The sequence below is a fragment of the Mesorhizobium sp. BR1-1-13 genome, from assembly GCF_020165515.1.
Taxonomy (GTDB): domain Bacteria; phylum Pseudomonadota; class Alphaproteobacteria; order Rhizobiales; family Rhizobiaceae; genus Mesorhizobium.
Genome location: NZ_JAIUIH010000004.1, coordinates 157627 through 170824 on the forward strand (window position 1 = coordinate 157627; position 13198 = coordinate 170824).

The following is a 13198-nucleotide window of genomic DNA, read 5'->3' on the forward strand; positions in this document are numbered from 1 at the left end:
ACCAACTGAAAAAGCCCGCTCCTTGCGGGGCGGGCTGAGCCGGCGGGCCGGACTGGAGGTCAGGCGGCCTGCAATCGCTTTTTTTATTCTATTCCACGTAGCCCGACTATTCGAGATAGCCGGAGGGATCGACCGGGGCAGAGTTCTTGCGTACTTCGAAGTGCAGCTTCGGCGAGTCCGTCGTGCCGCTCATGCCCGACAGCGCGATTTCCTGGCCGCGCTTGACCTTCTGACCGCGCTGCACTTCGATCGAACTGGCGTGACCGTAGACGGTGACCAGGCCATTCTCGTGGCGCACCAGCACCGTATTGCCGAATTCCTTGAGACCGTCGCCGGCATAGATGACGACGCCATTCTCGGCCGCCTTGACCGGCGTGCCCGTCGGCACGGCGATGTCGACGCCGTCCTTGCCGGAACCGAAACCGGAGATGACGCGGCCGCGCACCGGCCAGCGCATCTTACCTATGCCGGTGGCGTCCGGCGCCACAGCGTCGTCGTCCTCGGCCTGCTGGATGACCTTGGCGTCCTTCTTCGGCGGCGTGTAGGAGGCCAGCGTTTGCGAAGGCGTCGTCTTGGCCGCCGGCTGCGTCGTGGCTGTCGTCACCGGGTCTACCGCCGCAGGCTTTGCGGCGGCCACCGTGGCCGTTCCGCCGGCCGGCACCTTCAGTGTCTGGCCGATCTTCAGCAAGCCGTCCTGCATGCCGTTCGCCTGCTTGATGGCGACGACGCCGACACCGGTCTTCCTGGCGATCGAGGAAAGCGTATCGCCCGACTGCACCGTATAGGTGCCACCGGCGCCGGCCTTGGGCGCGGCGGCGGCCACTTGCGGCGCGGGCTTGTTGTCCTTGGGCTTGTTCGCCGCCGCCGATGTATCGACCTGCGCGGCCGGCTTGCCCTCCTTGAGCTTCGGCTGCTGCGGCAGCACGGCGACCTTTTCCGGCGCGGTGGCCGGCAAGTCGCGCTTGCCATTGGCTGGCTTGGCGTCGGCCACCTTGGGCTCGGCCTTGCTGGAATAGCCATAGGCCGGAATGACGATCTTCTGCCCGGTCTTCAGTCCCTTGGTCGGGCTCAGCCCGTTGACCTTCATGATCACGTCGGCCGGCACTTTGTAGTGCTGCGCCAGGCCAGAGATCGTTTCACCGTCCCTGACGACGATCTCGGTGGCGTGCGGCGTACCGGCTGCCTTGGCGTCGGGCTGGGCATCCTTGAAGGGCTTCGCCGCGGGAGCAACCGTGCCGGTCGTCGTCCGGTCGACATGCGGCGCCGGACGCACCAGAGCGGGCGCCGATGCAACGCGCACCGGGTTGGCCGCGGGTGCCAGCGCCGGAGCCGGCTGCGCCTGGGCGACCGGGGGCGGCAGCGGCCGCGTAGAAACCGGTTCGAGGCTGGAGCGGCTGACCGACTGCGTGTGGGTGCCATCAAGCGGCGCGGCCGCGACATCTCCCGGATAGGGCTGCTGCACGGCGTCCTGCTTGTTGATGATGGCGCGCTGATTGTTTGTCGAGGAGGTGAAGACGTCGTCGACGCCGTTGAACCGCGACACTTGCGAGCTGCACCCAGCCGCAGCACCCGCGATCATGAGAACAGCGCAGCCCCGCGCCAAATTGCGACTGTTCGCCTTCAAAACACTGAGTTGCATCGCACTAACCCGCACAAACTCTGCACCAACTGGACAGGATTAAAGCGCGTTAATGTTACTGGTCGGTTAACCCCTTAGAATCAGACGCAAATTTTCTTAAAATATTTGGGGCCGCCCAGACTGCCCATATAGAGGCACGCGCAGCCGCCGTTGCAGGCCGGCTGACATGGACAATCCCTAGATAACGGCCGCCAGGCTGCGCAATACCGGCTGCAGGCGCACGAGGCCGATATCCTCGCGCTCGAAGCGGCTGCCGACCTTGGTGAGCTTGGCCAGCACCTGCTCGCCCTCCTCCGGCCCGATCGGCGCGATCACGATGCCGCCGCTCGACAACTGGTCGAGCAGGAAACGCGGCAGGCTGTCGAAGGCGGCCCAGGCGACGATCCGGTCGAACGGGCCTTCTGCGGCCAAACCGGAGGAACCGTCCACCTGGCGCGCGATGACGTTGCCGATGCCGAGCGCCTCGAAGCGCTGCCGGGCCTGTTCGACCAGCGTCTTGTAGCGGTCGATGGTGACGACCCGGCCTGCCAGGCGCGACATCACCGCTGCCGTATAACCGGAGCCGGTGCCGATCTCGAGCACGCGGTTCCCGACTTCGATGGCGAGTGCGGCGATGACCGCCGCCTGCATGTCCGCGCCCTCGATCGCTTCGCCGCATTCGATCGGCAGCATGCGGTCCGACCAGGCGATGGAATGGAACTGGGCGGCCAGGAAGCCGCGCCGCGGCGTCGCCTCGAAGGCCGCGATCAGCGCCTTCGGCACGGTCCCCCTGCCGCGCAGGCGCAGCAGGAAGGCGGCAAATCCTTCTCGGTCATCGATTGGCAGGTTCATGCAAGGGCCTTGCTCAGCTGGTCACGAATCTCATGCGCCGTGAGGTCGAGCTGCAATGGCGTCACCGAGACCAGGCGATTGCGCAGCGCGAAGAGGTCAGTGCCCTGCTTGCCCTCGACCGGTTCGCGGCCGAAGCGCAGCCAGTAGTAAGGCAGGCCGCGCCCATCGCGCCGCTCGTCGACCCACAGGCTGTGCACGAGCTTGCCTTGCGAGGTGACCACTGTGCCGGCGACTTCTTCGGGCAGGCAGTTCGGGAAATTGACGTTGAGCAGCACGCCGTCCGGCAATGGCGTCGCGACGAGCTTGTTGAGCAGCGCCGGCGCCAGCGCCTCAGTGGTCTCATAGGGAACGACGCGGTCCTCGCCGACAGTGCTGTAGCCTTGGCTGAGCGCGATCGAGCGTATGCCGAGCAGCGCGCCCTCCATGGCGCCGGCGACGGTTCCCGAATAGGTGACGTCGTCAGCAATGTTGGCGCCGGAATTGATGCCCGACAGGATCAGGTCGGGCGCGCCGGGCAGGATCTTCTTCACGCCCATGATGACGCAGTCGGTCGGCGTGCCGCGCACGGCAAAGTGCTTCTCGCCGATTTTCCTCAACCGCAGCGGCTCCGAGATCGACAGCGAGTGCGCATAGCCGGATTGGTCCTGCTCCGGCGCCACCACCCAGACATCGTCGGACAATGTGCGCGCGACGCGCTCGAGCGATGCCAGGCCCTCGGCGTGAATGCCATCGTCATTAGTCAGGAGAATGCGCATTATTTCGATTCGATCTTTTCCAGCCCGCCCATGTAAGGCCGCAGCACTTCAGGAATGGTTACGCTGCCATCCTCATTCTGGTAGTTTTCGATGACAGCGATAAGTGCGCGGCCGACCGCCGTGCCCGATCCATTGAGCGTATGGACGAAGCGGTTGCCCTTGCCGTCCTTGTCCTTGTAGCGGGCGTCCATGCGCCTGGCCTGGAAATCGCCGCAGACCGAGCAGGACGAGATTTCGCGATAGGCGTTCTGGCCGGGCAGCCACACCTCGATATCATAGGTCTTGCGCGCGCCAAAACCCATGTCGCCGGTGCACAGCACCATGGTGCGGAATGGCAACTCCAGCCGCTTCAGCACTTCCTCGGCACACTCCGTCATACGCTCGTGCTCGGCGAGCGAGGACTCCTGATCGGTGATCGATACCAGCTCGACCTTGTAGAACTGGTGCTGGCGCAGCATGCCGCGCGTGTCGCGGCCTGCCGAGCCGGCCTCCGACCGGAAGCACGGCGTCAGCGCGGTGTAGCGCAGCGGCAGTTTTTCATGCGCGGTGATCTCTTCGCGTACGAGGTTGGTGAGCGGCACTTCGGCGGTGGGGATCAGGCCAAGCCTGCCATCTCCATGCGGCGTGAAGAACAGATCCTCCTCAAACTTCGGCAGCTGGTTGGTGCCGAAAAGAACATCGTCCTTGACCATCAGCGGCGGGATGACTTCCTCGTAGCCATGCTCGGTCGTGTGCAGGTCGAGCATGAACTGGCCGATCGCGCGTTCCATCCGCGCCAGCCCGCTCTTCAGCACGGTGAAGCGCGAGCCCGAGAGTTTCGCGGCGCGCTCGAAATCCATCATGCCGAGCGCTTCGCCGATCTCGAAATGCTCCTTCACCCAGTTCGACCGCGTCGGCACCTTGCCGACAATGTGCTTGACCACATTGTCGTGCTCGTCCTTGCCGACCGGCACATCGTCGAGCGGCACATTGGGCAGCACCGCCAGCGCGTCGTTGAGCGCCTTGTCGAGCTCGCGTTCGCGCGCCTCGCCGTTCTGGATGAAGGCTTTTATCTCGCCGACTTCGGCTTTCAGCTTTTCGGCAAGGGCCGCATCGCCCGAGCGCATGGCGTTGCCGATCTCCTTCGAGGCGGCGTTGCGGCGTTCCTGCTTGGTCTGCAGCTCGGTGACATGTTCGCGCCGTGCCTCGTCCCTGGCGATCAGGTCATCGACGGTGGACTGCGCTTCCTCGGCCGGCCACGAGCGCTTCGCCAGCGCCTCGACAAGGGCCCTCGGGTTGTCGCGAATCCATTTGATGTCAAGCATGGTCTGAAAGCTCCTGCGGTAGCTTGCCGCCCAAAGCGCGCGGCGGTCTGCGCTACGATATGCTCAAGAATAAAGCCCGAAACGCATCGTGGGTTTCGCGATGCGTTTCAGGCCAGAGGGGGTAAACCGCATCTCTGATCGATGCAAGATCGGGCTTGCTGACGGCAAGGCCGCGGCCCGCTTTCGACTGGTGAGGGATAGCGCGACAGTCCAAACATAAAAAACCCGCCTCGGCGGCGGGGCGTTGGCGCAAACCAGCACCATAGGTAAATATCTACCATAGTGGCGGGCACGAAGTCAAGAAAAAATTCCTATCGACATCGGGCCGCGCACCGATTCCGAGCCCGGCAGCCCGCAGGGGCGACGCGCCCTGCCCTATGTGGAGGATGCGTCCGCCGGCTTTTCCGCCACCTCTTCCTCGGATTGCTGCTTCTCCCGCGCCAGGCGCTCGCGCTCCTGGCTGCGTTCGATCATCCGCGCCGACCAGATGGCGACCTCGTAGAGCAGGATGGTCGGGATGGCGAGGCCGATCTGGCTCATCGGATCGGGCGGCGTCAGCACCGCCGCGACGACGAAGGCGATGACGATTGCCCATTTGCGTTTCTCGGCCAGCGCCTTGGATGACAGCATGCCGACGCGCGTCATCAGGCTGGTCACCACCGGCAGCTGGAACACCAGGCCGAAGGAGAAGATCAGCGTCATGATCAGGCTGAGATATTCCGACACCTTCGGCAGCAGCGAAATCTGCACCTGATCGTTGGTGCCCGACTGCTGCATGGCGAGGAAGAACCACATCACCATCGGCGTGAAGAAGAAATAAACCAGCGAGGCGCCCATCAGGAACAGGATGGGCGACGCGATCAGGAACGGCAGGAAGGCGTTGCGCTCGTTCTTGTAGAGGCCGGGCGCGATGAACTTGTAGATCTGCGTGGCGATCAGCGGAAAGGCGATCACCATGCCGCCGAACATGGCGAGCTTGACCTGGGTGAAGAAGAATTCCTGCGGTGCGGTGTAGATCAGCTCGACCTTGTGCGGATCGAGCCCCGCCCATTGCGTCGCCCATTTGAACGGCACGACAAGCAGGTTGAACAGCTTCTTGGCAAAGAAGAAGCAGACCAGGAACGCGGCGAAGAAGCCGCCGAGCGACCAGATCAGCCTGCGGCGCAACTCGATGAGATGCTCCATCAGCGGCGCCGAGGATTTCTCGATCTCGTCCTTTTCCTTGTCCGAAACGCTCACTTGGCGGCTCCCGCCGTCTTTTTGGCCACCGGCTTCTTCGCTGGCGCCGGTTTCGCCTCGGCCTTCGTCGTCGCCGTCTTGGCTGCTGCCGGTTTGGCAGCCTTGGCAGCCTTTGACGCCGACACGGGCTTCGCCGGCGCTTTGGGCGCTGGCGCGGGTTTGGCGGTCGCCGCTTTCGCAGGCGTGGAAGCTTTCGCGCCATTCGCCAAAGCCTTGGCCGCCTTCCCTGCCGCGGGTGCCTTTGACGTCAGCTCTGTCGGCACTGAAGACGCCACCACCGATTCATCGGTCATGACCGGGAAGATCGGCGCGGCCGGCGTGGCATCGGGGTCATTGGGCCCCGGCATGGTGGTCGCACCATTCTTCAACGGTTCGGCCGCCTGCGGTACCGAGCCCGCGGGCGCCGCCGTATCGACGGCCGGCTTCGGCTTCATCGCCGCGTCGACGCCGGAACGCACATCCGCGGCCGCCTGCTCGAACGGATTGAGCTGTTTCCTGATCTCGGCAACCGGGCTGAGCCCCCTTAGCTCGTCGACCGACTTCTTGACGTCGTCGAGCTCCGCTTCCTTCAGTGCCTCGTTGAACTGCCTCTGGAAATCGGCCGCCATGGCACGCAGCTTCGCCGTCGTGCGGCCGAAGGTGCGCAGCATGTTGGGCAAATCCTTCGGCCCGACGACCACGATCATAACGATCGCGATCACCAGCATTTCGGTCCAGCCGACTTCAAACATGGCTATCCGTTCCGACTAATGCATGCCGCCCAAAAGTGCGAAGCGGTTTTGGGACAACGACACACACAAAAGCAACAACCCTTGGCTCAGCTCTTGCTGGCCTTTTCCTTCGCTGCCGAAACGGTTTCGTCGGCGCGATGTTCGACGGTACGCTTGTCGTCGGCAACGTCGTCGTCGGCCATGCCCTTCTTGAAGCTCTTGATGCCCTTGGCCATGTCGCCCATCAGCTCGGGTATCTTGCCGCGGCCGAACACCAGAAGCACGATGACCAGCACGATCATCCAGTGCCAAATCGAAAATGAACCCATAGCAACTCTCTCTCGAATGGTTTCCCTGGCGATGATCTATGCGTTTTCGCGTTGGGATTCAAACACAACCGCGACAGAGTTTATGAAAGGGTGTCGGATGTCACGCATTTTCGGCGATGCGGTCCGCTACCAATCGGCGCATCTAGCCCGGGAAAGCCTCCAGGAACAGAGGCTTGCGGTCAATCTTCCGTGACGCGCGGCGTCAGCAGGCCGAGTTCCTCGAGATCGATATCGGTCAGCGGATCCTCGTCTTCGGTCAGCGCATCCGGATCGGCCGGCGGCTGCGGAATGGAGAAATTCGACGGCATGCGGCCCGAAAGCAGGCCGGCGCCCTTCAATTCCTCCATGCCGGGGAGATCGCGGATCTCCTCGAGCGCGAAATGATCGAGGAAGGTTTCGGTGGTGCCATAGGTCACGGGACGGCCCGGCGTTTTGCGCCGGCCGCGCATGCGCACCCATTCCGTTTCCAAGAGCGTATCCAGCGTGCCTTTCGAGGTTTCGACGCCTCTGATGTCCTCGATCTCGGCGCGCGTCACCGGCTGGTGATAGGCGATGATCGCCAGAACTTCGAGCGCCGCGCGCGACAGCTTGCGCTGTTGCACGGTGTCACGGCTCATCAGGAAGGCAAGATCGCCGGCGGTGCGAAACGCCCAGGCATCGCCGACCCGCACCAGGTTGACGCCGCGGCGCGCATAAATCTGCTGCAGCTCGGCCATCGCGAGCGCGATGTTGATGCCATCGGGAAGGCGCGCGGCCAACTGCTTTTCACTGACCGGCTCGGCACTGGCGAAGACGATCGCTTCGGCCATGCGCACCGCCTCCGCCATATGCAGCCGCTCGGCGGGATTCTGCGCCGGATTCTGGGCCGGATTCGGAACCGAAGCCTGGTCGATCTCGCCCTCCTCCGGTTCGTTGTCCATCTTGAACGGGACAACCGAAGCGTTGGCGCGTTCGCTCATGATGCCACCTCGACTGCCTTGATTGCCGGTGCGCGGTGATCGCGCAGATAGATCGGCGCGAACACCTCGTCCTGCCGCACATCCATCTTGCCCTCGCGCACCAGTTCCAGTGTCGCCGCGAACGAGCTGGCGATCGCGGTGCGCCGCTCTTCCGGGCTGGACAGATATTGGATGAGAAAACTGTCGAGCGCCGTCCAGTCCCGCAAGCTTCCGATCAGGCGGGTCAGGATGTCGCGAGCGTCCTTGAGCGACCAGACGCCGCGCCTGGCGATCGTGACATTGGTGATTGCCTGCTTCTGCCGCTGCTGGGCATAGGCGGTGAGCAGATCGTAGAGCGACGCCGAATAGGCATTGCGCTTCTCGATGATGACCATTTCCGGCATGCCGCGTGCGAACACGTCGCGGCCGAGGCGGTTTCGGTTGACCAGCCGCGCCGATGCATCGCGCATGGCTTCCAACCGCTTGAGCCGGAATTGCAGCACCGCCGCCAGTTCCTCGCCGCTTTCGCCTTCCTCGCCCGGCTGCTTCGGGATCAAAAGCTTCGATTTGAGGAAGGCGAGCCACGCCGCCATCACCAGATAGTCCGCGGCGAGCTCAAGTCTCAGTGCCCTCGCCGTCTCGACGAAGGCCAAATACTGCTCGGCCAGCGCCAGGATGGAGATGCGCGCGAGATCGACCTTCTGGTTGCGGGCAAGATGCAGCAGAAGATCGAGCGGGCCCTCGAATCCTGCGACGTCGACGACCAGCGACGGATCGCCGGTCAGCCGGGTATCGTCGCCTTCGGCCCACAGGCGGTCCATCGGTGCGGCCTTCCCGGCCTTGCTTTCCAATGCTTCCGCCACGTCCCGTTCTTCCCTCTGTCAGGCCACCGCATCGAAATAGGTGGCGAATTCGGCGCGTATCTCGGTTTCTTCAGCCGCGTCGCGTTTTTCTATATAGGTCATTGCCCGGTTTGCGCGCTCAAGCGACTTGCCCTCGAGCCCTTTGGTTCGCGATGCGATGCCCGCCATCTCCTCGAAAACGCCGTTGCAGTGAAGGACCAGATCGCAGCCGGCCGCAAGGATCGAGGCCGCCTTTGTCGGGAAATCCCCAGAAAGTGCCTTCATCGAGGTGTCGTCGCTCATCAGCAGCCCATCGAAGCCGATCTCGCGGCGAATGATCTCGTCGATGACCTTGCCGGAGGTGGTTGCCGGGTTCTTCGGGTCGATCGCGCTGTAGACGACATGGGCGGTCATCGCCATCGGCAGGTGGTTGAGTTCCCTGAACGGCGCAAAATCGTGCCGCTGCAGCTCGCTCATCGAAGCGTCTACGACAGGCAGTTCGAAATGCGTGTCCGCGAAAGCGCGGCCATGGCCGGGAATATGCTTCATGACCGGCAGCACGCCGCCAGACATCAGGCCTTCCGCCGCGGCGCGGCCCAGCTCGATGACCGGGCGAGGCTCCTTGCCATAGGCGCGCGCGCCGATGACGTCGCTCGCCCCTTCGATCGGCACGTCGAGCACCGGCAGGCAATCCGCCGTGATGCCGTAGCGCAGAAGGTCGAAAGCGTGCAGCCGCGCCATCAGCCAGGCAGCGCGGGCTCCGGCGTCGTGGTCGTCGCGCCACAGCGCACCGAGCGCGCCGCCGGCTGGATAGTTCGGCGCCAGCGGCGGCCGCAGCCGCTGCACCCTGCCGCCTTCCTGGTCGATGAACACCAGCGCGTCCGGGCGTCCGATGCAGTCGCGCATCTCGGCGACCAGATCGCGGATCTGCTCGGTCTCGCTGATGTTGCGGGCAAACAGGATGAAGGCCCACGGGCATTCATTGCGATAGAAACTGATTTCTTCGCGGGTGAGCGATTTCCCGGCACAGCCAAGGATCATGGATTTTGATTCGGTCATGCCGACGAGTCTAGAATCTTCCGCGGCCAAAGGGAATCACGTCGAAAAGTGCAAAAAGAAAACCGGCGCGGCGTTGAGGCCGCGCCGGTTTTCGAACCGCTCTCCTCCGACACGGGAGGTGAATGACTACCTCGACACGAAGCAGTTGCCGCCGGCAGCCTTATAGCTGGTGCACAGATTGATGGCATCGTTGCGCGACTGCGCAGGCACGCGGACCCGGTAGAACGTCCCCTTGCCGGCGATCTCCGCCTTGACGATGTTGGCGGTACGGCCGGAAAGCACGCCACCGTAGCGGCGCTGCAGATCCTGATAAGTCGACTGCGCGCTTTCGACCGTCGGCTGCGAGGCGATCTGCATCGACCACGAACCGCCGCCGGTCGAGGGCGCCGCGGGACTGATGGAGGCAACCTGATCGGGCTTGACCTCGCCGACCACGTCGACCGGCTGGTCGGACGGGCGCTGCGGCGCGACCGGAACCTTGGCTGGCGTGTTGGCCGACTGGGCCTTGGCTTCCGCCTTGGGCTCGGCCACCGGTTTCAGGGCTGGCTCATCGTCCGCCTGCGCGGCGTTCGGCGCCACCGTGCCGGTTTGGTCAGCATCAGTCTGAGCCGACGGCGCGACATGTTGCGGCGCCGGATCGACCGGCTCCACGGCAGCCACTTGCGGTGCGGGGGGCGCCGGATCCTCACGCGGCACCAGCGACCCGTCCGATTTGACCACCATGGTCCTGACCTTACGCGGCGCCACGGCGACGACGTCGGGATTCGTGCCCTTGTCGGCATCCTGTAGAACCTGCGCGATACGGTCCTCGGACTTGGGTGCGGGCGCGGCGTTGTCGGCTGGCGCCGCAACGGCGGTTGGAGCATCGCCACCGTCGGCGTCGGTCGCGCCGGCTGCGGTCTGGCCGGGCGAGAGATCGATGGCGCGAGCCGGATCTTTCGCCGCCACATCAACCGGTTCCTCGACATTGGTGACGAGCTTCTGCTGGACCGGCTCGGCGGGCTTGGCGCCCTTGGCCACCGCGTCGTAGACCTTGTTGTCCTGGTTCGGCACCACGGCGCCGCCCGGGTTTTCCGGCTTGACCTTGATCGGTGCGTTGTCCGCCTTGACCAGGACCGGGGCGTCACTGCCGCCCTGGCCGCCCGGAGACAGCGCGAAGGCGCCGAGGCCTCCAGTGACAACGACTGCACCGACAATGGCGGCGATGAGCAGGCCGCGCCTGCGCGGCGACCCGCTGGCCTCGCGTTCGGCGAGACCAGGAACCGACATCGCCTCATCCAGCTCGGGATCGTAGTCGAGCTCGTCGACGGCAAAATCGTCGGCCTGTGAAACCGGCTGGCTGCCCGGCAAGTCGTCGACGTCGAAACCATTGGTGGCATCGGCATAACCTGCCGGCGCTGTCGCGCGGGCAGACATTTCCGCTGGCCGTGCCGCATAGGTGCGCGCCTCGGGCTGATAGCCCGGCTTGAGAGCCTCATAGCCCGGCTTGAGCCCCTCATAGCCCGGCTTGAGCCCCTCATAGCCCGGTTCAAAGGCATCGTATCCCGACTTGAAGCCGGGATTGTAGGAGTCGTCGGCATAGGACGCGCTGGTGTTTGCGGGAGCCGCAGCGACATCCACTGTATTCATCTCGGTCAGCAGATTGGAGAATTCGGCATCGAGATCGTCGTAGCCGGGCGCGGCCGGCTCGTCCTCTTCGAAGTGCAATTCCGGAATGTCGAGATCATCCTGAAGCGCCACGACGCGCTCCGGCACATCGACGGTCTCGACGTCGGGCATCTCGTCATAGGACGCGGACTGCTCGCGCTGCGCGCCGGCCGGCGCCGCATAAGCGGCAGGCTCAGCTGCACGATAGGTCGGCGGGACCGCGGCAGCCGGCGCCGCAGCCATGGGGGCCGCCGAAGCCATCGGCTGGGCGGTAAAACTCGCCTGTTGCGGCTGCGGGACCGGCGTAACCCGGCTCCACGAGCGGGCCGGCTCGGGCGGCGTGGACTGCGTCGTCAGCCAATCGAGGGAATCGTCGCGGAAAGTTTCCGGCGCGGCGGGATCCGCGGCGACGTCTTCATCCCGGTCGATGCTTTCGGCCAGGTCGATGCTTGCGGCGAGTTCCGCTTCGAAATCATCGTCTTCAGAGGCAGTGGCATGCGCGCCGAGGTCCTGGTCCTGAAGCTCATCGAGCATGAGATCGTCAAGATCGACGTCAGCGGTCGAGACCGCCTGATGCTGCTGCGCCGCCGCAGGTTCGTCCAGGTTCCAGTCGAGGTCACCGGCAGCCGGTTCTTCGTCGGGTTTCGCGGTCGCGGCGACAGGCTGCTGAACCGCGACCTCCTCTTTGGCCACCGGCGCCGGGCGTGCGCTCATAGCGCCCAACAGCGCGTTCAACTCGTCTTCAAGGCTACGCTCGTCGGCGGCGGCATGCACCGGTTCGGCCATAGCCGGGCCGGCCGGCTGAACGGGGGCAGCCACAGGCTCAGCAGCCGGCTCGTCCGTCGCTTCGGCAAGCGCGTCGTTGAAATCCTGCTCGAAAGCATCGTCCAGCGGCTCATCGGCGGCCAGGTCTGCCGCCTCGCCTTCCGCATCGGTCGCCTCGGCGAACACGTCATCCATTTCGTGCGCATCGGCCGTCTCGGCGGTCACCTCGTGCGCGTCAAGGGCATCCGTCCCCGCAGCCACGGGCGCATCGGTCGCGACCGAGTGATCGGCAGGTAGATCGAAATCGATATCCGCCAACGCGTCGTCGAAAGCCGTGGCGTCATCAAGCCGATCGCCAAAATCCTCTTCGGAAACCGCATGGTTCGCGTTCAGCACCGCCTCGACGGGAGGCTCAACCGGAGCCGCGGCCGCTTCAGGCTGCTGCTCCGCCACGTGACCATCGAGCATCAGTTCGTCTTCGAGCGAAAGAGCAAAGCCATCGTCGAATTCATGATCGACGGTCCGCTCCGCGACAGGCTCCGCCACGTCGGCGGCCAGGGCGGGCTCGGCCGCATCGATCGCGTCATCGAGCCGGAAGTCCTGATCGAGCGATGCCGCAAGCTCGTCCGCCATGGGCAGATCGTCATCGAGCGGCGAAACGCCATCGAGGGAGCTGGCTACCGCATCGTCGAAATCCGTATCGAAAGCGGGATCGACGGTTGGCGCGGCCTCGGCAACGACACCTGCGTCATCGACGCCATGCTCATCGTCGAGCTGCATGTCGTCAAACGCCATGGCGAGTTCGTCATCCGTGCCGTCGGTAGCGGCGGCGTCGAACGCCGGCTCATCAACATCGGCGACCGTCGCAGCGTCGCCTTCGGCAAAGTCGAAGTCGCCCATCAACTCCTTTTCGAGATCGATGTCGAAATCGCCCTCCTGCGCCTGCTGATCAGCGGCGGCTTTCGGCTGGGCGGGCGCCTGTGGCCTGACCGGCTGGCGGGGGTCGAATCCCATGATCCTGGTCAGTTCCGCGAACGGATCATCGTTGGCGATGTCGTTGTTGTCGGCTATTCTCAGCTGGGTTCTGTCTGCCATTATTGTTCCCGAACTCGCACTCATTCGGACGCCATGGACGTCGCG

11 protein-coding genes are annotated in these 13198 nt (G+C 64.5%); all 11 read right to left on the reverse strand.

Annotated features, from left to right (window positions below; translation table 11 throughout):
* Positions 1 to 106: 106 nt before the first annotated feature.
* The gene (locus tag LB533_RS11515) at positions 107 to 1639 is read right to left on the reverse strand and encodes a LysM peptidoglycan-binding domain-containing M23 family metallopeptidase (protein ID WP_224677203.1); all 1533 of its coding nucleotides are present in this window, start codon (positions 1637 to 1639) and stop codon (positions 107 to 109) included.
* A 177-nt stretch (positions 1640 to 1816) separates the two neighbouring features.
* Entirely contained in the window at positions 1817 to 2470 is a 654-nt protein-coding gene (locus LB533_RS11520; RefSeq protein ID WP_140551462.1) for a protein-L-isoaspartate(D-aspartate) O-methyltransferase, read from the reverse strand.
* Positions 2467 to 3225, reverse strand: coding sequence for a 5'/3'-nucleotidase SurE (gene surE, locus LB533_RS11525; protein WP_140638949.1), 759 nt, complete (start codon positions 3223 to 3225; stop codon positions 2467 to 2469). The genes LB533_RS11520 and surE overlap by 4 nt, the downstream gene beginning before the upstream one ends.
* Positions 3225 to 4529 (reverse strand): serine--tRNA ligase, encoded by a 1305-nt coding sequence (gene serS, locus LB533_RS11530; protein ID WP_224677204.1) that lies wholly within the window; start codon positions 4527 to 4529, stop codon positions 3225 to 3227. The genes surE and serS overlap by 1 nt, the downstream gene beginning before the upstream one ends.
* Positions 4530 to 4904: 375 nt before the next feature.
* A complete protein-coding gene (gene tatC, locus LB533_RS11535; protein WP_140495766.1) occupies positions 4905 to 5768 on the reverse strand; it encodes a twin-arginine translocase subunit TatC in 864 nt (287 codons plus the stop codon).
* A complete protein-coding gene (tatB, locus tag LB533_RS11540; RefSeq protein ID WP_224677205.1) occupies positions 5765 to 6499 on the reverse strand; it encodes a Sec-independent protein translocase protein TatB in 735 nt (244 codons plus the stop codon). Before tatB ends, tatC begins: the two co-directional genes overlap by 4 nt.
* A gap of 86 nt (positions 6500 to 6585) precedes the next feature.
* A complete protein-coding gene (locus LB533_RS11545; RefSeq protein ID WP_015317533.1) occupies positions 6586 to 6807 on the reverse strand; it encodes a twin-arginine translocase TatA/TatE family subunit in 222 nt (73 codons plus the stop codon).
* A gap of 179 nt (positions 6808 to 6986) precedes the next feature.
* Entirely contained in the window at positions 6987 to 7766 is a 780-nt protein-coding gene (gene scpB, locus LB533_RS11550; protein WP_140638952.1) for an SMC-Scp complex subunit ScpB, read from the reverse strand.
* On the reverse strand, positions 7763 to 8566 hold the full coding sequence (locus LB533_RS11555) for a segregation and condensation protein A (RefSeq protein WP_140639226.1): 804 nt from the start codon (positions 8564 to 8566) through the stop codon (positions 7763 to 7765). The genes scpB and LB533_RS11555 overlap by 4 nt, the downstream gene beginning before the upstream one ends.
* Before the next feature lie 60 nt (positions 8567 to 8626).
* Positions 8627 to 9646, reverse strand: coding sequence for a beta-N-acetylhexosaminidase (nagZ, locus tag LB533_RS11560; RefSeq protein ID WP_140517130.1), 1020 nt, complete (start codon positions 9644 to 9646; stop codon positions 8627 to 8629).
* Between the two features lie 126 nt (positions 9647 to 9772).
* The gene (locus LB533_RS11565; protein ID WP_224677206.1) at positions 9773 to 13153 is read right to left on the reverse strand and encodes an SPOR domain-containing protein; all 3381 of its coding nucleotides are present in this window, start codon (positions 13151 to 13153) and stop codon (positions 9773 to 9775) included.
* Positions 13154 to 13198: the final 45 nt, after the last annotated feature.

Bases quoted from the DNA above. Each gene is read 5' to 3' on its own strand.
- LB533_RS11555 (WP_140639226.1), bottom strand. From the start codon at position 8,566: ATGGACCGCCTGTGGGCCGAAGGCGACGATACCCGGCTGACCGGCGAT.
- LB533_RS11520 (WP_140551462.1), bottom strand. From the start codon at position 2,470: ATGAACCTGCCAATCGATGACCGAGAAGGATTTGCCGCCTTCCTGCTG.
- nagZ (WP_140517130.1), bottom strand. From the start codon at position 9,646: ATGACCGAATCAAAATCCATGATCCTTGGCTGTGCCGGGAAATCGCTC.
- surE (WP_140638949.1), bottom strand. From the start codon at position 3,225: ATGCGCATTCTCCTGACTAATGACGATGGCATTCACGCCGAGGGCCTG.
- serS (WP_224677204.1), bottom strand. From the start codon at position 4,529: ATGCTTGACATCAAATGGATTCGCGACAACCCGAGGGCCCTTGTCGAG.
- tatB (WP_224677205.1), bottom strand. From the start codon at position 6,499: ATGTTTGAAGTCGGCTGGACCGAAATGCTGGTGATCGCGATCGTTATG.
- scpB (WP_140638952.1), bottom strand. From the start codon at position 7,766: ATGAGCGAACGCGCCAACGCTTCGGTTGTCCCGTTCAAGATGGACAAC.
- LB533_RS11545 (WP_015317533.1), bottom strand. From the start codon at position 6,807: ATGGGTTCATTTTCGATTTGGCACTGGATGATCGTGCTGGTCATCGTG.
- LB533_RS11565 (WP_224677206.1), bottom strand. From the start codon at position 13,153: ATGGCAGACAGAACCCAGCTGAGAATAGCCGACAACAACGACATCGCC.
- LB533_RS11515 (WP_224677203.1), bottom strand. From the start codon at position 1,639: ATGCAACTCAGTGTTTTGAAGGCGAACAGTCGCAATTTGGCGCGGGGC.